This is a genomic window from Microbulbifer agarilyticus, assembly GCF_020171345.1.
GTDB classification, from domain to species: Bacteria; Pseudomonadota; Gammaproteobacteria; order Pseudomonadales; family Cellvibrionaceae; genus Microbulbifer; species Microbulbifer agarilyticus_D.
The window spans coordinates 1,188,098-1,210,766 of record NZ_JAIUZM010000001.1 but is presented as its reverse complement, the minus strand read 5'-3'; the positions used below and the strand labels follow the sequence as shown (position 1 = coordinate 1,210,766).

General features: G+C 58.0%; 24 protein-coding genes. 14 read left to right on the top strand and 10 right to left on the bottom strand.

All coding sequences use genetic code 11. The annotated features are described in order from the left end of the window. Nucleotides 1-15: 15 nt before the first annotated feature. The 3 genes from LCM31_RS05050 to LCM31_RS05040 all read left to right on the top strand — a co-directional run bounded on the left by LCM31_RS05050 (nt 16) and on the right by LCM31_RS05040 (nt 2,697). Nucleotides 16-1,215 (top strand): acetyl-CoA C-acyltransferase, encoded by a 1,200-nt coding sequence (locus LCM31_RS05050; RefSeq protein ID WP_224868074.1) that lies wholly within the window; start codon nt 16-18, stop codon nt 1,213-1,215. A gap of 175 nt (nt 1,216-1,390) precedes the next feature. Further along, the gene (locus LCM31_RS05045; RefSeq protein ID WP_224868072.1) at nt 1,391-2,254 is read left to right on the top strand and encodes a hypothetical protein; all 864 of its coding nucleotides are present in this window, start codon (nt 1,391-1,393) and stop codon (nt 2,252-2,254) included. Beyond that, nucleotides 2,248-2,697, top strand: a complete 450-nt coding sequence (locus tag LCM31_RS05040) for a hypothetical protein (protein ID WP_222231060.1) — start codon at nt 2,248-2,250, stop codon at nt 2,695-2,697. Before LCM31_RS05045 ends, LCM31_RS05040 begins: the two co-directional genes overlap by 7 nt. A 26-nt stretch (nt 2,698-2,723) precedes the next feature. On the opposite strand, the gene LCM31_RS05035 is transcribed toward LCM31_RS05040, so the two are convergent. Beyond that, the gene (locus LCM31_RS05035; RefSeq protein ID WP_224868052.1) at nt 2,724-3,608 is read right to left on the bottom strand and encodes a YicC/YloC family endoribonuclease; all 885 of its coding nucleotides are present in this window, start codon (nt 3,606-3,608) and stop codon (nt 2,724-2,726) included. 138 nt (nt 3,609-3,746) lie between these two features. On the opposite strand from LCM31_RS05035, the gene rph reads away from it, so the two are divergent. After that, nucleotides 3,747-4,469: a ribonuclease PH gene (rph, locus tag LCM31_RS05030; protein ID WP_224868049.1), complete on the top strand. Its 723-nt coding sequence runs from the start codon at nt 3,747-3,749 to the stop codon at nt 4,467-4,469. Between the two features lie 125 nt (nt 4,470-4,594). Further along, nucleotides 4,595-6,349, top strand: coding sequence for a UDP-N-acetylglucosamine--peptide N-acetylglucosaminyltransferase SPINDLY family protein (locus LCM31_RS05025; RefSeq protein ID WP_224868047.1), 1,755 nt, complete (start codon nt 4,595-4,597; stop codon nt 6,347-6,349). Nucleotides 6,350-6,460: 111 nt separating this feature from the next. Here LCM31_RS05025 and LCM31_RS05020 read toward each other — a convergent pair whose 3' ends face one another. Beyond that, a complete protein-coding gene (locus tag LCM31_RS05020) occupies nt 6,461-7,228 on the bottom strand; it encodes an exodeoxyribonuclease III (protein ID WP_224868045.1) in 768 nt (255 codons plus the stop codon). A gap of 123 nt (nt 7,229-7,351) precedes the next feature. Between LCM31_RS05020 and pyrE the strand changes: the two genes are divergently transcribed. Next, on the top strand, nt 7,352-8,008 hold the full coding sequence (pyrE, locus tag LCM31_RS05015; protein ID WP_224868043.1) for an orotate phosphoribosyltransferase: 657 nt from the start codon (nt 7,352-7,354) through the stop codon (nt 8,006-8,008). 136 nt (nt 8,009-8,144) lie between these two features. Beyond that, nucleotides 8,145-8,741, top strand: a complete 597-nt coding sequence (locus tag LCM31_RS05010) for a hypothetical protein (RefSeq protein ID WP_224868041.1) — start codon at nt 8,145-8,147, stop codon at nt 8,739-8,741. A gap of 23 nt (nt 8,742-8,764) precedes the next feature. On the opposite strand, the gene slmA is transcribed toward LCM31_RS05010, so the two are convergent. The 4 genes from slmA to coaBC all read right to left on the bottom strand — a co-directional run bounded on the left by slmA (nt 8,765) and on the right by coaBC (nt 14,272). Further along, nucleotides 8,765-9,376 (bottom strand): nucleoid occlusion factor SlmA, encoded by a 612-nt coding sequence (gene slmA / locus LCM31_RS05005; RefSeq protein WP_224868039.1) that lies wholly within the window; start codon nt 9,374-9,376, stop codon nt 8,765-8,767. 251 nt (nt 9,377-9,627) lie between these two features. Continuing rightward, on the bottom strand, nt 9,628-10,551 hold the full coding sequence (gene argB / locus LCM31_RS05000; protein WP_224868037.1) for an acetylglutamate kinase: 924 nt from the start codon (nt 10,549-10,551) through the stop codon (nt 9,628-9,630). A 38-nt stretch (nt 10,552-10,589) separates the two neighbouring features. Further along, nucleotides 10,590-12,920, bottom strand: a complete 2,331-nt coding sequence (locus tag LCM31_RS04995; protein WP_224868035.1) for a phosphomannomutase/phosphoglucomutase — start codon at nt 12,918-12,920, stop codon at nt 10,590-10,592. A gap of 137 nt (nt 12,921-13,057) precedes the next feature. Continuing rightward, the gene (gene coaBC / locus LCM31_RS04990; RefSeq protein ID WP_224868670.1) at nt 13,058-14,272 is read right to left on the bottom strand and encodes a bifunctional phosphopantothenoylcysteine decarboxylase/phosphopantothenate--cysteine ligase CoaBC; all 1,215 of its coding nucleotides are present in this window, start codon (nt 14,270-14,272) and stop codon (nt 13,058-13,060) included. Between the two features lie 142 nt (nt 14,273-14,414). Here coaBC and radC point away from each other — a divergent pair, with 142 nt between their 5' ends. From radC to LCM31_RS04960, 6 genes are all read left to right on the top strand, one after another. Then, nucleotides 14,415-15,089 (top strand): RadC family protein, encoded by a 675-nt coding sequence (radC, locus tag LCM31_RS04985; RefSeq protein WP_224868033.1) that lies wholly within the window; start codon nt 14,415-14,417, stop codon nt 15,087-15,089. A 275-nt stretch (nt 15,090-15,364) separates the two neighbouring features. Then, on the top strand, nt 15,365-15,601 hold the full coding sequence (gene rpmB, locus LCM31_RS04980; RefSeq protein WP_010132080.1) for a 50S ribosomal protein L28: 237 nt from the start codon (nt 15,365-15,367) through the stop codon (nt 15,599-15,601). A gap of 32 nt (nt 15,602-15,633) precedes the next feature. Then, nucleotides 15,634-15,789 (top strand): 50S ribosomal protein L33, encoded by a 156-nt coding sequence (gene rpmG, locus LCM31_RS04975; RefSeq protein WP_010132079.1) that lies wholly within the window; start codon nt 15,634-15,636, stop codon nt 15,787-15,789. A 234-nt stretch (nt 15,790-16,023) separates the two neighbouring features. After that, nucleotides 16,024-16,839: a bifunctional DNA-formamidopyrimidine glycosylase/DNA-(apurinic or apyrimidinic site) lyase gene (gene mutM / locus LCM31_RS04970; protein WP_224868031.1), complete on the top strand. Its 816-nt coding sequence runs from the start codon at nt 16,024-16,026 to the stop codon at nt 16,837-16,839. A 61-nt stretch (nt 16,840-16,900) separates the two neighbouring features. After that, nucleotides 16,901-17,059: a DUF5993 family protein gene (locus LCM31_RS04965; RefSeq protein ID WP_222231084.1), complete on the top strand. Its 159-nt coding sequence runs from the start codon at nt 16,901-16,903 to the stop codon at nt 17,057-17,059. 58 nt (nt 17,060-17,117) lie between these two features. Beyond that, on the top strand, nt 17,118-17,690 hold the full coding sequence (locus tag LCM31_RS04960) for a disulfide bond formation protein B (RefSeq protein WP_224868029.1): 573 nt from the start codon (nt 17,118-17,120) through the stop codon (nt 17,688-17,690). A gap of 1 nt (nt 17,691) precedes the next feature. On the opposite strand, the gene sugE is transcribed toward LCM31_RS04960, so the two are convergent. From sugE to rsmD, 4 genes are all read right to left on the bottom strand, one after another. After that, nucleotides 17,692-18,018, bottom strand: coding sequence for a quaternary ammonium compound efflux SMR transporter SugE (gene sugE / locus LCM31_RS04955; RefSeq protein ID WP_224868027.1), 327 nt, complete (start codon nt 18,016-18,018; stop codon nt 17,692-17,694). 28 nt (nt 18,019-18,046) lie between these two features. Beyond that, complete coding sequence (gene ggt, locus LCM31_RS04950) at nt 18,047-19,855, bottom strand: gamma-glutamyltransferase (protein ID WP_224868025.1); 1,809 nt, start codon at nt 19,853-19,855, stop codon at nt 18,047-18,049. A gap of 74 nt (nt 19,856-19,929) precedes the next feature. After that, a complete protein-coding gene (coaD, locus tag LCM31_RS04945) occupies nt 19,930-20,409 on the bottom strand; it encodes a pantetheine-phosphate adenylyltransferase (RefSeq protein WP_077407728.1) in 480 nt (159 codons plus the stop codon). Nucleotides 20,410-20,543: 134 nt separating this feature from the next. Next, on the bottom strand, nt 20,544-21,140 hold the full coding sequence (gene rsmD / locus LCM31_RS04940; RefSeq protein ID WP_224868024.1) for a 16S rRNA (guanine(966)-N(2))-methyltransferase RsmD: 597 nt from the start codon (nt 21,138-21,140) through the stop codon (nt 20,544-20,546). A 478-nt stretch (nt 21,141-21,618) separates the two neighbouring features. On the opposite strand from rsmD, the gene ftsY reads away from it, so the two are divergent. Continuing rightward, nucleotides 21,619-22,608 carry a signal recognition particle-docking protein FtsY gene (ftsY, locus tag LCM31_RS04935; protein ID WP_318247435.1) on the top strand — a complete coding sequence of 330 codons (990 nt, stop codon included), beginning with the start codon at nt 21,619-21,621 and terminating at the stop codon, nt 22,606-22,608. The last annotated feature ends 61 nt before the right edge of the window (nt 22,609-22,669 follow it).

The window sequence follows — 22,669 nt, the reverse complement described above, 5'->3', positions numbered from 1 at the left end:
GATAAAGAGCAGAGTATGCAAAGCGCCAATATTATCGACACCGTGCGGATCCCCCGCGCCCGCAGTCACGCCGAGAAAGGCGCATACGCGCAGGTAAAACCCGTCGGGCTACTCGCACCGCTGTTTCGTGCACTGCAAACGCGCAACGACTTAGATCCGACTATCGTCGACGATGTACTGCTGGGCTGTTCCACCCAGAGCGGTGAGCAGGGTTCCAATATCGCCAAGATGGCCGCCATGTACGCGGGCTGGCCCGACAGTGTGCCGGGTGCCAGCATCAGCCGCTTCTGCTGCTCGGGGCTGGATGCAGTGAATACTTCTGCCGCACATATTACTGCAGGCATGGCATCGGTGATGGTGGCCGGCGGTGTCGAGCACCTGAGCCGGGTACCGATGTTTTCCGACAAGGGCCCCTGGTATTCCGACAAGGAAGTGATGCGGGCGACGCGCTTTATGCATATGGGTCTGTCCGCCGACCTGATCGCTACCCGCGAAGGCTACAGCCGCGCACAGTTGGATGAACTGGCCCTGCAATCCCAGCAGCGCGCCGCACACGCATCGCAGGCGGGCCACTTTGCCAGCGCGCTGATTCCGGTAACCGATAGCGAAGGCGAGCCAATCCTGCAGGCCGACGATGGCATACGCACAACCACTATGGAAAAGCTCTCCGCCCTGCCGGAAAGTTTCCGTGAGTTCGCGCCGCTCGCGCAGAAGCTCGTCGGCTTCACCTATCCCGGCACCGAACTCGACTGCCGGCATACCGCGGGAAATGCCCCGGCGCTGGTAGACGGCGCATCGCTGGTATTACTCGCCAGCGATAATGCCTGCGCAGAATATGGCCTAAAACCGCGCGCCAAAGTTCGCCACTTTGCCAGTGCCAGCGATGAACCAGTACAAATGCTCACCGGCCACCTGCGCGCCACCGAAAAGTTGTTGAGCACGACCGGACTTAAGCCAGAAGGTATCGATCTATGGGAAATTAACGAATCCTTTGCCGCGAGCGTACTGAAATACCAGCAGCACTTTGCGATCGATTTTGACAAGCTGAACGTCAATGGAGGTGCTATCGCCATGGGTCACCCGCTAGGTGCCACCGGTGGCATTCTTATCGGCATGTTGCTCGACGAGCTGGAGAGACGAGACCTGCAGCGCGGTCTGGTCGCTATTTGTGGTGGCGCCGGTGTGGGCGTTGCGACTCTCATTGAGAGACAATGAAAATTATCTAAGTATTCAACCTAACACATCATTACCCGTTGGATTGCCTTGCATAATCCGTACATTCGTGTCACAAATTCTCATTGTATCGCTTTTCTTGTTTTTCTACTCTTGCGTTAAACTTCAGCGCTTTACGCTTCAGCTTTACAGCGGATAAACATGGATTTGTTTAACGATGAAAGATATGGAAAGAGATCCGATCAGAAATGGCCTCCGGCATAATTCGCACGAATTGTACGCACTTTCGCTGGATGAATTTGATCATGTTGTAGCGACCGTTGCGAAATCGCCCGAGTATTCTTCCCAACAATCTACCTGGGCGATGCTTAGGAGTGGGGTCGAGGCTGCGGCAAATTACAGTGCCACAAGCAAAGACTTGGGCATGCTGACAAAACTATTTGCCGATCTCGGATTTTCCGGAACAAAGGCATATATCAAATATTATAAAGGGCAGCCCTATGTAATATTCAAGGGCAATCCGCGACTGCGAACGATTTTTACTGGCACCAGATATGGGTTACAAAATGCCCAAGTAGTACAAATGGGAGTCGGGAAAAGTGGTGCAATTGGTGCAATGCGTAGCGGCGGGATTTTGACTGTTGTTTTGGTAAGTGCCTTTAGAATTGCAGATTACATTCTTACAGATCAAGTTACTTTGAATCAGCTGATCGGAACCTTGGCTACAGACATTATAAAAATAGGGATTGCCACGGGGGCGTCAATAATTGCCGCTGCAGGTGCAGCAGCAATATTCACTGTGGCAGTGGGACCCATTGTGGCCGCTATTGGAGTGGGGTTGCTTGTTTCTTACGGACTTTCCAGGCTGGATAACCGGTTTGAAATTACTGAGAAAGTCATTTCTGCGTTAGACGAGCTACAGCGTAAGAAAAATGCGAAAGTGGCAGATTTTAAGAAAAGTATTTCCAGCGCGGCCGGTGAATTTATCGATAGCGCTTTGGATTATGTTATCGATGAAACTAGAAGAGTCCTAATCGATACCGCGAAACATTATTTACACAGGAATATACCGCAATGGTAGCGAAAGCCGAAATATCGCAACAGACGTCACGCCCAACGGCCGCAGCTATATTGTTGGTATTTTTTTCGGTGGCGGGTATTTGTCTCATACTCCCCACCGTAGCTTTCTATCACATGATGGTAGCGATATTCCAAGCTGACAATAACGTGTTAATTGACAAGGGTGTTTATTACTTGTTTGGCGCGGGAATCGCGATGTCGTTTTTATTATTGGATGGAATTTATAATTCGCTGATTCGACAGCCAGTCCCAGGAAAAATCAAGCAAGCTGTTGGTGCGACTGCCTTACTTGGGCTGGCGCTCATTGTGATTCTACCTACTACAGTTCACTACGCTTCCGCATATCTTCTTGAGCAACGGGGTTACGAAATTTGTGAAGCAGCCTCAAGTCAGTGGTTGTTCGTGCGAGATATCGTCTACACCATCCCTGGTGCGTGCGACTGAAGATTGTCTGAACTCTTGAATAGGACTTATTCGATATTCTGCACCTGCTCGCGCATCTGCTCGATCAATACCTTTAACTCCACCGCAGCCTGAGTGGTGTCAGTTACTACCGCTTTGGATGAAAGCGTGTTCGCTTCGCGGTTGAATTCCTGCATCAGGAAGTCGAGGCGACGGCCGATGGGGCCGCCGTTTTTGAGTACGCGGCGTGTCTCGGTGATGTGAGCGTCGAGACGGTCCAGCTCTTCATCCACATCCGCTTTTTGTGCGAGCAGCGCAATTTCCTGCTCGATACGATCCTTGTCGATTTCTTCGAGCAGTTCTTCCAGGCGGGTTTTCAGTTTTTCGCGCTGGTTTTGCAGAATCTGCGGTAGCAGCGCGCGCACGGTGGTGACCTGTTCATTGATGCTGACAAGGCGTGCTTCGATAAAACCGGCGAGTTCGGCGCCCTCGCGCTCGCGGTTATCCACAAGCTGTTTCAGTGCCTGCTTGAAGCCGTCGAGGATGGCGTTGGCCTGTTCCTGCGCATCGGTTTCCGGTTCGGCAATTACCCCCGGCCATTTCAGAATTTCCATCGGATTCAGCGGCAGGCTGCCGACACCGCCAAGGCCCGGTGAGACTTGCTTGGCCGCACTCAACAGTTGCTCAACCAGCGCCTGATTCACCTCAATTGCCGCGGCCTCACCGCTGGTAGCCCTGAGGTTCAGGGTCATTTCCAGCTTGCCGCGGTTCAGGGTCTTGCGCAGCTGTTCACGCAGTTTGGGCTCCAGTGCGCGGGCAGCTTCCGGCAGGCGGAAGTGCGGTTCCAGATAGCGATGGTTCACCGAGCGCATTTCCCACACCGCGGTACCGGTGGAGTAATTTACCTCGGCACGCCCGAAAGCGGTCATGCTGCGCACTTTGTTGTTGGCCATACTGCCGTGCTCCAGAAATGCTCTAATTGAGCATGAGTGATGGAAAATGAGCGGCAAATCATAGCACAGGGTGATTGTGTGCTTTGATGGCTATAATGCCGGGCTTGCAAGTTAAAGATGATTCTAAAGAGGTGAGATATGCAGCGACCAAGCGGCCGCAAACCAGAACAACTGCGCGATGTGCGCATCACCCGCAACTATACCCGCCACGCGGAGGGCTCGGTGCTGGTGGAGTTCGGCGACACCAAGGTGCTGTGTAACGCCTCTGTGGCGGCAGAAGTGCCGCGTTTTCTGCGCGGCCAGGGCAGTGGTTGGATTACTGCGGAATACGGCATGCTGCCCCGCTCTACCGGTAGCCGTATGGGGCGCGAAGCGGCGCGCGGCAAACAGGGTGGGCGCACCGTAGAAATTCAGCGTCTCATAGGTCGCTCCCTACGCGCGGCGGTGGACCTGGAGGCCCTTGGGGAGCATCAGATTACCCTCGATTGCGATGTAATCCAGGCAGACGGCGGAACGCGTACCGCGTCAATTACCGGTGCCTGCGTGGCGCTGGTGGATGCCATTCGCTACATGCAGCGGGAAAAAATTATCGACACCGATCCACTGAAAAACATGGTGGCGGCAATCTCTGTGGGTATTTATGAAGGTCAGGCGGTGCTGGACCTGGACTACCCGGAGGACTCCCACGCCGATACCGATATGAATATGGTGATGGCGGAAGACGGCGGCATGATCGAGGTGCAGGGCACCGCTGAGGGCGTCCCGTTTACCGAGCATCAGTTTGCGGAGATGCTGGCGCTGGGCAAGGCGGGCATCAAAGAGCTGGTCGAGCTGCAGAAAAAGGCATTGGCCGACGCGTAACGGCGTACGTCACAGACCTTGCGCGCGTAAATCAAAATCCGGCAGGCTTTGCCACTTCCTGTGGTGGAGCCATGCCCGGTTTGTCATAGGCTTCTCTCTATCCTGTTACAACAGTGAGAGAGCCCATGGAAAGAACCCACCTCGCCTCAGCCCTTTGTGCTCTACTGCTACTTGCCGGGCAAAGTTTTACGCACAGCTTTGCCCAGGAAGCCGGGACTTCCACTAGCAGCACCACCACCAGCGCACCTGTGGATAAACAGGAAGCGCGTACCCACCACAAACACTACCGCGAGCCCGAAGGTGGTGATAAACCTTCGCCCACCGGCAGCATTGCGCCGCGCCTACAGAACCTCGGTAAACATATCTTCCCGGTAAGCTGTGCCTCGGAGCAGGGGCAGCAGTACATCAATCAGGGCCTGAACCTGGCCTACGCATTTAACCATGCGGAGGCCGGCCGCTCGTTTCGCGAGGCGGCGCGCTTGGATCCAGACTGCGCCATGGCCTACTGGGGCCAGGCACTGGTGTTGGGGCCCAACATTAATGCGCCTATGGACCCGGAAGCAGAGCCCAAGGCGCGCGAGCTGGCCCTGAAAGCGAAGTCTTTAAGCAGCGGTGTGGATAAGCGGGAGCGCGCGCTGATTGATGCGCTGACTACCCGCTATACCGGTGATGCCGCGGACCGCAGCGCGGCGGATAAGAAGTATGCGGCGGCCATGGGCAAGGTCGTCGAGCAGTACCCGGATGACCTGGATATCGCCACCCTGTATGCCGAGTCGATGATGGATCTGCGCCCATGGAATTACTGGATGCGGGACGGGACTCCCTACGAGGGCACGGAAAAAATCGTCGAGTTGCTGGAGCAGGTGATGAAGAAAAATCCCGAGCATCCCGGCGCCCTGCACTTGTATATCCACCTGATCGAACCCACCAATAATCCCGAGCGCGCGGAAAAGGCCGCGGATACGCTGCAAAACCTGATCCCCGGTGCCGGGCATCTGGTACATATGCCGGCGCATATTTACCAGCGGGTGGGGCGCTATGCGGATGCGGTAAAAGCGAACGAGCGCGCGATCGCCGCGGATGAGGATTACATCACCCAGTGTCGCGCTCAGGGTATCTACCCGATGGCCTATTACCCGCACAACATTCACTTCCTGTGGTTCGCCAATACCGAGCTGGGGCGCAGCGGCAAGGCCATCGACGCGGCGAATAAAACCGCCGAGCAGATTTCCGATGAGACCCTGGAAGCGATGCCGATGCTGGCGAGTTTCCGCGTGCTCCCCTACTGGTCGCTGGCGCGCTTTGGCAAATGGGATGAGGTGCTGGCGCTGCCGCAACCGCCGGCGGACCCATTTCTTTCCCTTGCCTGGCACTATGTGCGCGGACTCGCGTTTATCGCCAAGGGCCAATTGAACAAGGCGCAGCAGGAGTTGGCGCAGGTGCAGAAGCTCGCCGCTGATCCGGCGCTGGACTACCCGATGTTTTCGCCCAATACCGCCAAACAGGTGCTGGCGATTGCCCCGGAGGTGCTTGCTGGAGAGCTGGCGGCCGCACGCAAGGATTACGAGAGTGCGGTCAATCATTTGAGCCGGGCCATTTTGCTCGAGGACGGCCTGGTATATACCGAGCCCGCCGAATGGCACTATCCGCCGCGCCTGGCTTTGGGTGCGGTACTGCTCGAGGCTGGCCGTCCGGCCGAGGCGGAAACCGTTTACTGGCAGGATCTGGATCGGCGCCCGGACAACGGCTGGGCGCTGTTTGGATTGGCGCAGGCGCTGCGCGCGCAGGACAAAGGCGATCAGGCAGAGCTGATCGAGGCGCGCTTCAACAAGGCCTGGCGGGATGCAGATGTGAAGTTGCAGGCCTCGCGTATTCGCTGACGTTACCAGCGAACAGTACCGGCGAAGACAAATAAATAGGGCGCTGTGAATTCTGTTCACAGCGCCCTTTTTGTTTGTCTGTTTGATCGGAAGCGAAGCTTGCGTGAAGCGTCAGACTTCCAGGTCGTAATCCATGATCACCGGCAGGTGGCTGGAGAATTTGACGTTCTTGTTGATGGCGCCGTACTCGATCTTGTTCTTCAGGGTCTGCGATACGATCTGCATATCGGTGCGCCAGCCGTCACCGTTGCCCGCTTCACCGCTCGGCCACCAGGTAAATTCGTCTGCGTCTTTTACTACCCGGCGGAAGGCATCGATATAGCCGATGTCATTGAACAGCTGATCCAGCCACCGCTGCTCGTGACGCATAAACCCGGGAGTGTCCTGATGATCCTGCCAGTTTTGTACGTCGGCGCGGCGGTGTGCCATGCCCCAGTTTCCGCAGAAAATAAAGTCACGGCGTTTCCGGCTGATTTTGGCCAGGTGTGCCTGCATGTCGTCAAAAAACTGTACTTTTGTTTCCAGTGATGTCTCGTCGGTGGCCACCGGAGCGAGCAGTGAGCCGACACTCAGGCGTTCGAAATCTGCCTGCAAATAGCGCCCGTACATGTCCACGCCGTTGGCGAATCCCATGCCGTAAATCAGGGCTTTTGGCTGTGCGCGGGTGTAGATCGCGACCCCGTTTTCATGGGGGGTGCCGGAATCGAAGAAGTAGCTGTAGTAACCGTCCGGATGAAAGATGGGATGATCCAGTTCCGGTTCCAGTGAGCGTAGATCTTGCAGACAGATGATGTCTGCGTCCTGATCTGCCAGCCAATCATATAGCCCGCGTTGTGCAGCCTGGTGCACACCATCCACGGACAAACTCACTATTCGCATTATTAGCCCCTTACCAGCGGACTGTGTAAAATTGCAGTCGTTATTTGTCTGAACATTCTATGATTGCCGTACCCCGTTCCTTGGGGACCTTCCTTCACCTTAGCCAATAGTTATCAAATTGCCATGCAGCAGTATCAGCGAGACTTTATACAACTGGCCCTAGAGCACGATGTGCTCTGTTTCGGAGATTTCACGTTGAAATCCGGTCGCCAGAGTCCCTACTTTTTTAATGCCGGCCGTTTCCACAGCGGTGCAGCGCTTGCCGCTCTCGGCAACGCCTACGCGGAGGCGATCATTGCCTCTGGAGTGGAGTTTGATGTCATATTCGGGCCGGCCTACAAGGGCATCCCGCTGGGTGCGGTAACCGCAGTGGCGCTGGCACAGAAAGGTATCGATAAACCCTTCTGCTACAACCGCAAAGAGGCCAAGGCCCACGGCGAGGGCGGCACCTTAGTGGGTGCGCCGCTTAAAGGCAAGGTTTTGATCATCGACGACGTGATTACGGCGGGTACTGCGGTACGCGAGGTGATGCAGATTATCGATGATCACGGCGCGTCGCCTGCCGGGGTGGTGATCGGCCTGAACCGCCAGGAAAAGGCCAGCGATGATTCGGACCAGTCTGCGATTCAGCAGGTTGAACAGGAATACAGCATTCCTGTGATCGGCATAGTAGAACTGGACGATATTATTACCTATCTTAAGTCTGAGGCTGCCGGTGAAGAGCTGCTGCAGCGAATCATTGATTACCGCCAGAAATACGGCGTTTCTGCTGAGGGTTAGGCGGTAAAAATTACGTATTTAACCCTATGGGGCTAAAGACAAGCCGGTAGCAAAACAATTAGGGTTAACAGTGGCGCAGAAGGAAATGCGTCACTGGTCAAATAATGAACGATTGCAAAGATAAAATGAGGCAGGCGTGAAAATCGCAACTGTACTGGCGTTCGCCGGTGCTCTTCTGACAATGGAAGTCGGAGCTGCAAGCTCGGGGTGGGATGGCAAGAAGCTCTACCGCTATACCAACGAACACGGCGTCCAGGTGCTGGACGATGTCGTGCCCCCCCGTTATGTGGCGGGGGGCTATGAGGTCCTCACTATTTCCGGGCGCATTCTCGAGGTTGTCGAGCCCGAGCTGAGCGGGTCGGAGCTGGCGGAGAAGGAGCGCCGGGAGGCGCAGATGGCCGCCGACCTGGCATTGCTCAAACGCTACAACAGCGTTGCGGATATTGAATCTGCGCGCAAACGCAAACTCGCCATTGTGCAGCAGGATGTCGCGATCCTGCGCTCCAATATCAGCTCGCTGAACCGCCAGATCAAAAACGAAGAGTCCGCCGCGGCGCGTATCCAGCGCAATGGGGGCACTGTTTCTGCCGAGCAGATGGAGCGGATTGGCAATCTGCGCAAAGAGGTAGATGTGGTGAACCAGCGCCTGTCTTTACGTAACAAAGAGGCGGTCAACATCAACAGCGAGTTTGATCAGGCCACAAGCCGCTATCGGGAAATTGCCGGCAAATAAGCCGGCCGCCTTCCCGTAGCTCTTTACCCCTGCGCGGTCAGCGCACTTTCCCGGAAAAATCCTGCTACCAGAACCGGCCACTGCTCTGTCCAGTGCTCGGTCGGTTTGCGTTTGAAGCCGCTGCGTACGTACTGCACGATGCGACCCTCGGCGCTGGCCAGCAACAGGTTGGCGGCTGCGGTCAGCGGAATGGCGGGGCGCAGTTGCTCGCGCAGTTCTGCCTCGCGCAAAATCTGCTTGAGCTGGGTTTCCAGGCGGTCGAACAGCTGCAGGATACGGCCGTGCAGGCGCTCGGTTTCCCCGGTCAGGGCGTCGCCGGTCAGCAGGCGGGTGATGCCTGGGTTGCGCTCACAGAAGGCCAGCAGCAGGTGCAGAATTTTCTGGCAGCGGGACAGCGCGTTGGGTTCGTCCTGCATGATGATCTTGATGCGGCTGAAAATGGTCTCTTCGATAAACTCGATGAGGCCTTCAAACATTTTGGATTTGCTGGGGAAGTGGCGATACAACGCCGCCTCTGAGAATCCTACCTCTTTGGCCAGTGCCGCAGTGGTAATGCGGGCGCCGGGGCTGGCTTCCAGCATGTGCGCCAGTGCTTGCAGGATTTGTTGGCGTCGATTGATTTTTTCGCTGCTCATGAACTGCCTTTGCCCGGAATATTCAGCCGGGATCTGATTTTGTTGTTGTGCCGGTGTTGTGTTGTTTGTCTGGCTTGGCAGCGGGATGGGGTGTCAGAAGCCCGCGACTTTTTTGATAAAAGTTTTATTCGCTGAAAGCCAGGAGGCCGGCGCCAGAATCGTAACGATTCGACGCCGGGGCATCAATTGTTAGTGACCGTTAACACTGGTTATGTGAACCGGGTCACGTCGTGATTTGTGTGTTTTTTCGCCTATTCAGCGCTTAAATTGGCGTTGGTGATCAACGTGCCCACGCCGGTATCGGTGAAGATTTCCAGCAGTACCGCATGAGGTACGCGCCCGTCGATAATATGTGCCGAGGTTACACCCGCTTTTACCGCGTCCAGCGCACAGGCGATTTTCGGCAGCATACCGCCGTAGATGGTGCCATCGGCGATCAGCCCGTCCACTTCCAGGGTGGAAAGGCCGGTAAGCACCTCGCCCTGCTTGTCCTGCAGCCCGGCCACATTGGTGAGCAGCATCAGCTTTTCTGCTTTCAGGTACTCGGCAATCTTGCCCGCAACCAGGTCTGCGTTGATGTTGTAGGACTCGCCATCCTTGCCCACGCCAATTGGCGCAATCACCGGGATAAAGTCGCTGTTGATCAGCATGTCGATCACATCGGTGTCGACGCTCTCCACTTCGCCGACGTGGCCGATGTCGATGATTTCCGACGCGTGCAGGCCGGCAGCATCTTCTTTGGTGCCATTGTCGCGGGTCAGCTTCTTCGCGCGAATCAGCAGGCCATCCTTACCAGTGACGCCCACCGCGCGGCCGCCGTTTTTATTGATCAGGTTAACGATTTGTTTATTCACGGTGCCGCCGAGCACCATTTCCACCACGTCCATGGTTTCGCTGTCGGTCACGCGCATGCCGTCGACAAAGCGCGATTCGATACTGAGCTTGTTGAGCAGGTCGCCAATCTGCGGGCCGCCACCGTGTACCACCACCGGGTTCATGCCCACCAGTTTCATCAGGATCACGTCGCGGGCGAAGCTGTTCTGCAGCTCCTCGTCCACCATGGCGTTGCCGCCAAACTTGACTACTACGGTCTTGCCAATAAAGCGCTGAATATAGGGCAGCGCCTCATTGAGAACCTGAGCGACGCGCAGGGCAGATTTCTGATCCAGTGACATAGCGTTTTCCTTACTGCTGTGGGGCAACCCGCTGGTACTTAAGGCAGCACCAGGGCGGGATCAATCTTTTGAAGTTGTTGGCCAATCAGTTCGCGGATACGTGCGAGGGCGGCCTCATTGTCGGCTTCGAAGCGCAAGGTCAGTGCGGCAGTGGTGTTGGAGGCGCGCACCAGGCCCCAACCGTCAGCAAACTCAATGCGCAGGCCGTCGATGGTGTTGAGATCCGCCTGGCCAAAGGTACCCTCGTTGCGAAGGCGTTCGATCAGCGCAAACTTTTGGGATTCTGCCACCGGCAACAAAATTTCCGGGGTATTTACCATCTTTGGCAGCGAGTCGAGAAGCTCGTCGAGGGTCTGCTCGCGCAGCGCCATAATTTCGAGAATACGAGCGGCGGCGTAAATGCCGTCGTCGAAACCGTACCAGCGATCCTTGATAAAGATATGCCCGGACAGCTCGCCACCGAGCAACGCGCCGGTTTCCACCATTTTGGCCTTCATCGGTGCGTGGCCGGTCTTCCACATCACCGGGCGGCCGCCATACTGGTTGACCAGATCGGCCAGTGCGCGTGAGCTTTTCACGTCGAACACGACATCCGAGCCCGGGTTGCGCGCCAGAATATCCCGCGCCAGCAGCATCACCAGCTGATCCGCCCATACGATGCGGCCGCTCGAAGTCACCAGGGTCACACGGTCGCCATCGCCATCGAGTGCGATGCCGAGGTCGGCTCCTTCGCCTTTTACTGCGGTAATCAGGTCCTGCAAGTTTTCCGGGCGCGATGGGTCGGGTGCGTGGTTGGGGAAGTTGCCATCCACTTCGCAATAGAGGGTATCTACCGCACAGCCCAGCTGCTCGAACAATTCGGGTGCCAGTTCCGAGGTGGCACCATTGCCCGCATCAATCACCACGTGTGGCTGGCCTGCGAGCGCGACATCGTTGAAGATTTCGTCGATGTAGGTATCGCGGATATCCTGCTGACTGTTGCTGGATTCACCGGAGGCAAACTGACCGGATAGCATTAATGCGCGCAGATCCTGCAGCTTGTCGTCTGCCAGCGAGCGGCCGTCCATTACAATTTTGAAGCCGTTGTACTCTGCGGGGTTGTGGCTCGCGGTCACCATTACGCCACTGTTGGCATTCTTGCCTTTGGAACAAGCGAAATACAGCACCGGCGAAGGCACCAGCCCGAGGTCCACCGCGTTACAGCCGCTTTCGAGAATGCCTTCGATCAGGCAGTCTCTCAGCAGCTCACTGCTGTTGCGGCCGTCGCGGCCCACCAGCAAGAGTTTTTGTCCCGCCTGCAGGGCAATGGTGCCAAGGGCGCGACCCAGCTGGTAAGCAAATGGCTCGTTAATTTCCTCACCGGCAATACCGCGGATATCGTAAGCGCGGAATACGTGGGCCGGGATTTCGGTGCTCGGTGTGCGCATCAGGTCGTGGGCAGAGGCCTGCTCGACTTTGGGTGCCGCCGAGCTCACCGCAGTGGTGGTGCTTTCTGATGCAGACTTGGGCGTGTCGAGATCCTCTTTGCGCAGGCCTTTTTGTGCAGCACCTTTTTTCTTGCTGCGTCCGGCCTGCTCCCAGGGTGCGGCACCGCCATCGGCGGGTAGCATTTTCCACAAGCCAAACAGCGTTGCCCCGAGGCCGATCAAGGCCAGGGCAAATAGCCATATTGGTGAAATACTGTGTGCGCCGGCAAAAGTGGGTGAAGGGGTAAAGGAGACTTTCAGATAGCTGCCGGCAACCGGGGCCGACACCGAGTCGCCGGTACTCCCCTGGGTGGGGGAATTCCACAATGGGCTTGCAGGTCCGTCGGGGAACTGCTGCGCCACACGGACGTTGCCCGGTGCGGTGTCCAGTTCCGACAGCGCACGTTCAAACACACCAAATGGCTGGGCAATCAGCAGGGCGCCGTCTTGCTCTGGTTGTGCGCTATACAGTTGCCATTGGTTATCGCTACCGCGCAGGAATTCGGGTTTTTGTTGGCCGCCTTGCTGGCTGCGTTTTAGCAGGTCTACCTGGGCAAAATTGAGTGGCGGATTGCCAACACCCGCATACAGCTCTGCCGCGGTGAAGTATTGCACCGCCCCCTGCGGGATCGCATTGGTGCCCATGCGCGTAGAAGATTTTTGCTGCAGATTCAGCTTGGCCAATTGCTGCTGGCGCTGGCTGAAAAACCCTTGCAGTTGTTCGGCATAGCCATTGGCTGTTTGTTGCGACGCCGCGCGTACGCTGGCTTGGTTGTGCGTCTGCAGTACGTTGGTGTTCAGCAGATGTGCACCGCCGAGCCAAACGGCGGCAGCCAGCAGCGCAGGTAATGTGAGCCCGCTGTGCCACAGAGGTTTATTTTCTGTTTGTGCTTTTACAGCCACGACTTTTCAGTCTCCTAGTCTTTCCAGACCAGCCCCCGGACCGGTTCAGTTATTCTGAATCTTGTTCGGCCGCCCCCAAGGTGCGGCCGTGCAGTGTTGTACTTCTGTGGTGTCGTTATTATTTCGTGTAATGCTTTTTATGCGCCCGGAAAAGCGCGCTTGGCAATCCGCCCGATCAGTTCCGCTGCCAGTTCGGTTTTCAGTGCAGCGGGCAGCGGCGTTTCGCCGGCGTTATCGATAATCACCACCTGATTGCGGTCGCTGTTAAATCCGCCGGCAGGGTCGCTCACATCGTTTGCCACAATCATGTCGAGGTTCTTGCGCGCGAGCTTGCTCTTCGCATGCTCGATGACCTTCTCGGTTTCCGCGGCAAAGCCCACCACAAATGGGCGCTTGCTTTTGCGTGCAGCGATGGTGGCGACGATATCCGGGTTTTTCACCAGGCTCAGTACGTCGCTGTCATGACCGTCTTCTTTCTTAATCTTTTGTTCCGCCACAATCGCCGGGCGGAAATCCACCACGGCAGCGGCGGCAATAAACAGGTCGCTATCATCGGCCGCCTGCTCGGCAGCGGCGAGCATATCGTCGGTGCTCACAACATCCACGCGGGTGACGCCCGCGGGTGTGTCCAGCCGTACCGGGCCGGCGATCAGGGTAACTTCGGCACCGGCGCGTGCTGCGGCGGCGGCGATGGCGAAGCCCATTTTTCCGGAGCTGTGGTTGCTCAGGTAGCGCACTGGGTCCAGCGCTTCGCGCGTGGGGCCGGCGGTGATGGTGACTTTTTTGCCGGCGAGCACTTGCTCGGGCACGAGAAAATCTACTAACCCGTCGACAATATCCAGTGGCTCCAGCATACGCCCCGGACCCACATCGCCGCAGGCCTGGCTACCGGCATCCGGGCCCAGTAGGGTGGCACCGCGCCTTTGCAGGGTTTCGGCATTGGCCAGGGTGGCGGGGTGGCGCCACATGGCCTGGTTCATGGCCGGTGCCAGTACCACCGGGGCTTCTGTGGCCAGGCACAGGGTGGTCAGCAGGTCGTCGGCCATACCGGCGGCGAGCCGCGCCATTAAGCTGGCGCTGGCCGGTGCGATCAAGATTACATCGGCCCACTTGGCCAGCTCAATATGCCCCATGGCTGCTTCGGCGGCCGGGTCCAACAGGTGCGTGTGCACCGGATTGCCGGACAGCGCCTGGAATGTCAGCGGGCGCACAAACTCCTGTGCACCGGCAGTCATGACCACGCGCACGGTGGCACCGCGGTCCTGGAGCCTGCGTACCAGGTCGGCGCTTTTATAGGCGGCAATGCCGCCGGAGACACCAAGCAGTATCCGTTTGTTGGCCAGTGAGGGCATATTCTGGGTTTCCGAAACGCTGGGAACACGTAAGATTACCATTTTAGCGCCGTGGACCATATGGTCACGAGGTTGCTATTGCGAGCTTGCAGGGGAAGCGAGCATTTACTTTTTGTTTTGGGCGATTACCCAGGGAGGGGAAATGGCGATTACCGACTGGCCGGCGGAGGAGCGGCCGCGGGAAAAGTTGCTGGCCAAGGGTGCGGCGGCGCTGTCTGACGCGGAGCTGTTGGCGATCTTTCTGCGTACCGGCTTGCCGGGTGTATCGGCGGTGGATCTGGCGCGACAGCTGCTGAGCGACTTTGGTGGGCTGCGGCCGTTACTGGAGGCGGAGCGCAAGGCTTTCTGTGCGGGCAAGGGCCTGGGCGATGCCAAGTATGTGCAGTTGCAGGCGGTACTGGAGATGGGCAGGCGCCATCTGGCGGAGCACCTGCGGCGTACCGATGCGCTCACCAGTCCACAGGCGGTGCGTGACTATTTAGCCGCACAGTTGCGCCATCGTACCCGCGAGGTGTTCTGCTGCCTGTTTCTGGATAGCCAACACCGGGTGATTGCCTTTGATGAGCTGTTTGAGGGCACGCTGAACGCGGCCAGTGTTTATCCCCGTGAGGTGGTGCAGACAGCCCTTGCCAGGGGCGCCGCGGCGGTAATCCTTGCCCACAACCACCCATCTGGCGTAAGTGAGCCCAGTCAGGCAGATATCCATATTACCGGGCGACTTAAAGATGCCCTGGCATTGGTGGATATCCGAGTGTTGGACCACCTGATTGTTGGTGAGGGAGCCGGCTGCTCTTTTGCGGAACGCGGATTGCTCTGAGGCCTACTGAGCTTCGTATCGAATATCCGTGGCGGTCGGGCCGATATACTCACTCCAAGACAGAGAAGCTGGTATTCGCGCCATTGACCCAAAGTGGCCGCCCAGACAGCAAAAAAGTTGGTTAAAACTTGCCCCACCTAGGGGGTTCTGGTATAAAACGCCGCTCTTTGCGGCCGGGCCAGATTCTGTACAGATCCCGCGGTCCGCTGGATACCGAATTTTGCATTTGCCCCGCCTTGAGCTGAGGGCACGAGAGTTTTTAAGAGGCCAATCAGATGTCCAAGGTATGTCAGGTAACCGGTAAGCGCCCGGTAACCGGAAACAACGTTTCTCACGCCAAAAACCGCACCAAGCGTCGCTTCGTGCCGAACCTGCAGTCCCACCGTTTCTGGGTGGAAGCAGAGAAGCGCTTCGTTAAACTGCGTGTTTCTACTAAAGGTATGCGCATTATCGATAAGAAAGGTATCGATACTGTACTGGCAGAGCTGCGCAAGCGCGGCGAGAAAGTTTAATAGCTGCTTAATAGCAGATTGGAGATAGAACAATGCGTGACAAGATTCGCCTGAATTCCAGCGCCGGCACCGGCCACTTCTACACCACTGACAAGAACAAGCGCACCATGCCTGAGAAAATGGAGATCAAAAAATACGATCCCGTTGCTCGCAAGCATGTGATGTACAAGGAAGGCAAAATCAAGTAATTGATTGCCTGACTGTTCGCGAAAAAGCCCGGTTCTCCGGGCTTTTTTGTGCCCGCAAGAAACAAATAAACTCTGATGCGAAAGCTCCGCTAGTGCTGGCCCTTTGCCAGACCGTCTGCGGCCAGGACGGCCGCAGCCGAGCCCCCAGGGATGGGTTTACGGCGTGTCTGGCGAAGGGCCAGCACTAGCGGAGCTGCCACCCAACTAGCTAGCGGTTGCCCCGGAAACCCGAAGATGCCAGAACTCCCAGAAGTAGAAACCACCAAGCGCGGTTTGGCGCCCCACCTTGAGGGTCGCAAGGTAAAGCAGTGCGAAATTCGCCAGCACAGCCTGCGCTGGCCGGTGGATGCCGACTTTGCCGAGAAGATCCGCGGTGCCCGTATTCAGCGACTGGATCGCCGCGCAAAGTACCTGCTGGTGGAGACTGACAAGGGACTCGCCATCTGGCATTTGGGTATGTCCGGCAGCCTGCGTATTGTTGGAGGCAGTGAGCCGCCGCAAAAGCACGATCATATCGACTGGCTGCTCGACAGTGGCCAGCGGCTGCGCTTCCACGACCCGCGCCGTTTCGGCGCTCTGCTGTGGACCACCGAAGACATCGCCGATCACGAGCTGATTGCCCACCTGGGGCCTGAGCCCCTTAGCGACGACTTCCACGCGGACTACCTGTTTAACGCCTCCCGCGGCCGCAAGGCCCCGGTAAAGACATTCATCATGGACGGCCGCATTGTCGTCGGCGTGGGCAATATCTACGCCTCCGAAGCCCTGTTCATGGCCGGTATCCGCCCGCAAACCCCTGCCGGCAAGATCTCCCGCGCCCGCTACGAGCGTTTAGTGGAAGCGATCAAGGAGGTGCTGGCCTTCGCCATTCAGCAGGGCGGCACCACCCTCAGAGACTTCGTCGGTGGTGACGGCAAGCCGGGCTATTTTGCCCAGCAGCTCAATGTTTACGGTCGCACCGGCGAGCCCTGTCGGCGATGCCTCGGCACCATTCGCGAGCAGATTATCGGCCAGCGCAACACCTTCTTCTGTCCCCGCTGTCAGCGCTGATTGGGAATTCGTTTGCGCTCACCCTAAATTTGAGCCCGATGTTCCAATCGAGTTTGAATCCATGATCATTGTGTTGCCTTTTCTCACGGCGCTGATCTCCGCCTGGTTCACCTGGCGTGGGCACCGGGCTAGCGCGATGGGGTGGTGGGCGATTACCGCTGCCATCTATGTCGCCTGGTGTTTCTACCATATGACCACCCCCCTGAAGATTTCCCTTTGAGCCACGTTTTGCCCGCTGCGGGGCGAAGCACGCCCAGCACGCCCAGGAGAGCTGCGCTGTGATTCACTATCTTTTCGGCCTGCGCCGTTGGACCGACTGTCTGAATGCCCTCGCGTTGGTAGGGGTCGGTGGGACTCTCTGGTTCGCCTTTGTCTGGCAAATCGTCTATCACGACCTGCCCTGCCCCCTGTGTCTGCTGCAGCGGGTGGCGTTTGCTATGGTCGGAATCGGTCTGATGCTGAATGTGTGCTTTGGCAGTCGCCCGGCGCATTACGGCATTGCGATACTCTCTGCCCTTGCCGGCATGGTGTCTTCCGCGCGGCAGGTGCTGTTGCATATCGCCCCCGGCGACCCGGGTTACGGCATGCCGTTTTTGGGGCTGCATTTTTATACCTGGGCGCTGATCGCGTTCTTTTTGCTGGCCCTGTATCTCGGTGTTTTGTTAATGCTGGATGGGATGAAACAGAAGGACGCGGCGGATATTCCGCGCAGCCCCGGCTGGTTGGGTAACCTCGGGGTGTACAGCTTTCTGGTGATCTTGCTGGTTATGTTCGTCGCCACCCTGCTGGAGTGTGGCCTGGGCCCCTGCCCCGATGACCCGACGGATTACCTGTGGATCCCGGGTAACTAAGTCAGCCGGGTGAAAACAGTTTGAGTCCGGCAATGCCCGCGACGATCAGGCCGATACACAACAGGCGCGGCAGGGCGGTGGATTCGGCAAATAGAATGATGCCAAGGATAGCGGTGCCCACTGCGCCGATGCCGGTCCACACGGCGTAGCCGGTACCCACGGGAATCGTTTTTAATGCCTGCGACAGAAAATAAAAGCTCGCGATCATCGCGATAGCGGTGAGCACACTGGGCATGAGCTTGCTGAAGCCCTCGGTATACTTGAGGCCGATGGCCCAGCCCACTTCCAGCAGGCCGGCAATTACCAAAAAGAACCACGGATTTGTCATCGTTACTTCCCTGTGAGATTGCCGGTGATTAGCGCCCGACCGCACTGCCTTCGCGGCGGGTGTCGGCGCCGCCATGGAGCTTGCCTTGCTTGACGGCAATACCATGGATGCCGCTATTCAAGTCCCGGCGCACCACCTTGTGCCCTTTTGCCTCGAGCTTTTTCAGTTCGTCATCGCTGAGCGTATCGGGCTCCACTTCCACCCGATAACCGATAGCGCCGATGTTACCGGCGGCGATCGCCTCGGCAATGGGCATGCCCTTTGTCAGGTGGTAAAGGATGGAGCGGGCAGTGTAATCGATAATCCGCGAGCCACCGGGTGAGCCAATAATCAGGCGCAGACTATCGTCTTCGTTAAACACCATGGTCGGCGACATGGACGAGCGCGGGCGCTTGCCAGCCTGGATGCGGTTGGCCACCAGTTCCTTGTTGGCGTTGTGCGGCACGAAGGAAAAGTCGGTGAGCTGGTTGTTCAGCAAAAATCCTTTCACCAGCAGTCGCGAGCCAAACCCGGTCTCGATACTGGTGGTCATACTCACCGCATTGCCGTACTGATCGACGATGGAGAGATGGCTGGTGTTGGGCAGTTCGGGAGACTTGGCTTCTACACGTTTGCCCGCAAAGGCTTTGGGGTCGCCCGCTTTTGCCGGCTGTGCTTTTTCCAGGTCGATCAGTTTCGCGCGCGCGGCCAGGTATTCGGGGGCGACCAGTGCTGCGGTGGGCACTGCGACAAAGTCGCTATCGGCGGCGTAGGTGTTGCGGTCCGCAAAAGCCAGCTCTGAGGCTTCGATAAACAGATGGGTAAGCTCGGCACTGCCTACCTCAAATTTCTGCACCGGTGTGTGTTGTAGCATGCCGAGGATGGCGCCCACGGTGGTGCCCCCGGATGAGGGTGCCGCGGCACCGCACACATCGAATTCGAAATAATCCGCGCACACCGGTTTGCGGATCTTGGCGGAGTAGCTGGCCATATCTGCCATGGTCATCACGCCGGGGTTTTCCGGGTCGTTGCGCACGGCGTCCACAATGGCTCGGGCAATTTCGCCCTCATAAAACGGCTTGGTGCCTTTATTGGCGAGCAGTTTCAGGGTTGCCGCATACTCCGGATTTTGCAGGATATGCCCGACCGGCAGTGGTTTGCCGTCGTCACCAAACAGGTAGGCAGTGATGGCCGGGCGCGCGGCCACCATTGGCAGCCGGTCCGCCAGCTTGTACAGGCGCGGGGAAATCGCGAAACCATTTTCCGCCAGTGCAATCGCCGGCTGGAACAACTCGGCCCAGGGCAGTTTGCCGTCGCGCTTGTGGGCCAGCTCCATCATGCGCATGACACCGGGGACGCCCACGGAATAGCCACCGATCACCGCCTTGATAAAGCTCATGGGTTTGCCGTCGTGCATGAAATAGTTTTCATCCACGGCCTGCGGCGCGGTTTCACGGCCGTCATAGCCGTTGAGCTTTTGGTCGTCGGCGCGGTAGCTCAGCATAAAGGCGCCGCCGCCAATGCCGGACGACTGGGGCTCCACCAACCCGAGCACCAGCTGTGCGGTGATGGCGGCATCTACTGCGGTGCCGCCTTTCGCCAGGATCTGCTCCGCTGCCGCGGAGGCGTGGGGGTTGGCAGTGACCGCCATAAACTCGCTGGCGATGGCGGACTTGATTTCGGTGCGCCCGGTGGCAATTTCTGGCTGTACTTCCTGTTTTACGTCCGCCAGTGCTTGCGGTTGCGCCGTTTGTTGGGCGCTCGCCGGTACTGCAAGGAGATGCAAAGACAGCGCGGCGCTGGTAGCCAGCAGCCGGGGCTTGGAAAGGACGTTAGCGCGAGAGAAAAAACGATTCACTGGGCGACCCGAAAGAGTGTGGATCGCCCGAGTGTATCAGACTGGTAGGCCAGCTTGCGTTGGCGGATACCGCTTTAGCGGTTGTATTTCTCTTGCAGTGCCTTTTGCACGCCGGGCGGTACGAATTTGGTGACGTCACCACCGAGCGAGGCGATTTCGCGTACCAGGGAGGAGGAGATGTAAGACAGGTGTTCCGCCGGTGTCAGGAACAGACTCTCCATTTGCGGCGCCAGCTGGCGGTTCATATTGGCCAGCTGAAACTCGTATTCAAAGTCGGATACCGCGCGCAGGCCGCGCACTACACCGTGGGCATCCAGCTGGCGTACCAGATCGGCGAGCAGGATGTCGAAGCCGATCACTTCGATGTTGTCCAAGTGGGCCAGCTCTTGTTGGGCCAGCTCCACGCGCTCTTCCATGGTGAACAGCGGGTTCTTGCGGGTGCTGGCGGCAACAGCGACCACCACATGATCGAACAGGCGGCAGGCCCGCTCAACGAGGTCCATATGACCATTGGTGATGGGGTCAAACGTACCCGGGTAAACCACTTTTTTCATAAGCCAATTCGCCTTGCCGGCCAGAAGGGACGCGCATCTTAAACAATTTAGCCGCGGCTCTCAAAATGTCGCGGCAAAATCGCCACTAACGGGATGAATAGTGGGAATTCACGCCTCGAATCTACGCCCAGCGCTCACACCCTATACAAGCGCATGCATACCTGTCCGGCGTGCTTTTCTTTCTCCAGTTGCCAGCCCTCAGGCGCGGCAATCACGTTGTCCCGTGGGGACTCCACATACACCAGGGTGCCAGTGCTCAGCCGTTGGCTTTGCGCGAGTGCATTCAGGGTGTCTGCCCACAGGTTCCTGGCGAAGGGCGGGTCGACAAACACCACGTCGTAGGCCGGGCCGCTCTGGCTGGTGAATACCTCTGCGGTGCAGTTGTGCACCTCGCCACCTGCCGCCTGTAACAGTTTCAACTGTTCGCGCAGAGTGCGCGCGGCGCCGCCGTCGAGTTCCACAAAGTCCACATGCGCGGCCCCGCGGCTCAGGGCTTCGAGGCCCAGTGCACCGGAACCGGCAAACAGATCCAGGCAGCGCGCATCGGGCAGATGAAACTGCAGCCAGTTGAACAGGGTCTCGCGCAGGCGATCCCCGGTTGGGCGCAGTCCTTCAATCGGCGCAAAAGCGACTTTGCGCCCGCGCCAACGGCCGCCGATGATGCGCAGCTGGCTTGGCGCTTGTGTGGCGGAAGACGGTTTACTCGGCCGGGGGCGGCGGTTTCTGGGCATCGGTTGTCCGGAGAAGTTGCTACAGCAGTAAATTAGACAGGGCCGTACTGTGTGCTAAACAGTCAGCGGTGCTAAGATTAGCGCCTTTCCGAGACCGGCTGCCAGTGGCAGTGACCCTCATCTATCTCCTTCGAAGAATTCGCACCCGATGATTTTTGATTTTCTGCGCAAAAAGAAGTCCGAGGACCAGGCCGCCGAGGATACGGCAGCCCCCGCGGAGTCCCAGCACCCTCTTGCTGAGGAGGTGGCCGAAGAAGCGGCCGGCGAGGCTGAATTTGTAATCCCGGAGAATTTGCAGGCGCCGGCTCCTTCGTCCGAAGAAGAGCAACTATCGACGGAAGAAGCCCCGGAAGCGGGTTTCGATCCGGCCGCCGAGGTGGCACAGGGCACGCCAGAGCCTGCCTCTACTCCGGCACTGGCAGCGGAAGACGAGCATCTTTCCACCGAAGAAGCCCCGGAATCCGGATTCGACCCGGCCATGGAAGTGGCGCAGGACGAGCCAGCGCCGGTACCGGAGCCGGTGCAGGAAAAGCCCAAGAAAGAGGGTTTCTTTGCGCGTATCCGCCGCGGCCTGTCGCGCACCAGCAGCCAGTTTGCCGAGGGTATGGGCAACCTGTTCCTGGGTGCCAAGGAAATCGACGAAGACCTGATGGAGGAGTTGGAGACCCAGCTGCTCATGGCGGACGTGGGCGTGGATGCCACCACCGAGATTATCGACCGCCTCACCGAGCGGGTTTCCCGCCGCGAACTGTCTGATGGCGCAGCGCTGTACAAGGCGCTGCAGGAGGAGCTGGCCGGGTTGCTGGGCAAGGTCGAAGCGCCGCTGGTGATCGACGAGAGTAAAAAGCCGTTTGTGATTCTGGTGGTTGGTGTGAATGGCGTCGGCAAGACCACTACCATCGGCAAGCTGGCCCACCGTTACCTGAATGAAGGCAAGTCGGTGATGCTCGCCGCCGGCGATACCTTCCGTGCCGCCGCGGTGGAACAACTGCAAGTTTGGGGACAGCGTCACAATGTGCCGGTTGTGGCCCAGCATACTGGCGCGGATAGTGCCTCTGTGATCTTTGATGCGATACAGTCTGCGCAATCCCGCAACGTCGATGTGGTGATTGCCGATACCGCCGGGCGCCTGCACAACAAGTCGAACCTGATGGAAGAGCTGTCCAAGGTGCGCCGTGTAATGGGCAAGCTCGACGGCGCCGCGCCGCACGAGGTGCTGCTGGTACTGGATGCCGGCACCGGCCAGAACGCGCTGTCGCAGGCGGAGACCTTCAGGGATGCCGCGGGGGTTAGCGGCCTGGTGCTCACCAAGCTTGATGGCACTGCCAAGGGCGGGGTGATTTTCGCGCTAGCACAGAAGCTGGGGATTCCGGTACGCTTTATCGGCGTGGGGGAGCAGGCAGAAGACCTGCAGCCATTTGTGGCGAAAGACTTTGTGGCGGCGCTGTTTAATCGCGGCCAGGGCTAGCGCAACAAGCTTTCACAGGCCGCTTAGAGCGTCTGAACTTTATGCGAAGGTGTCGCTAGCT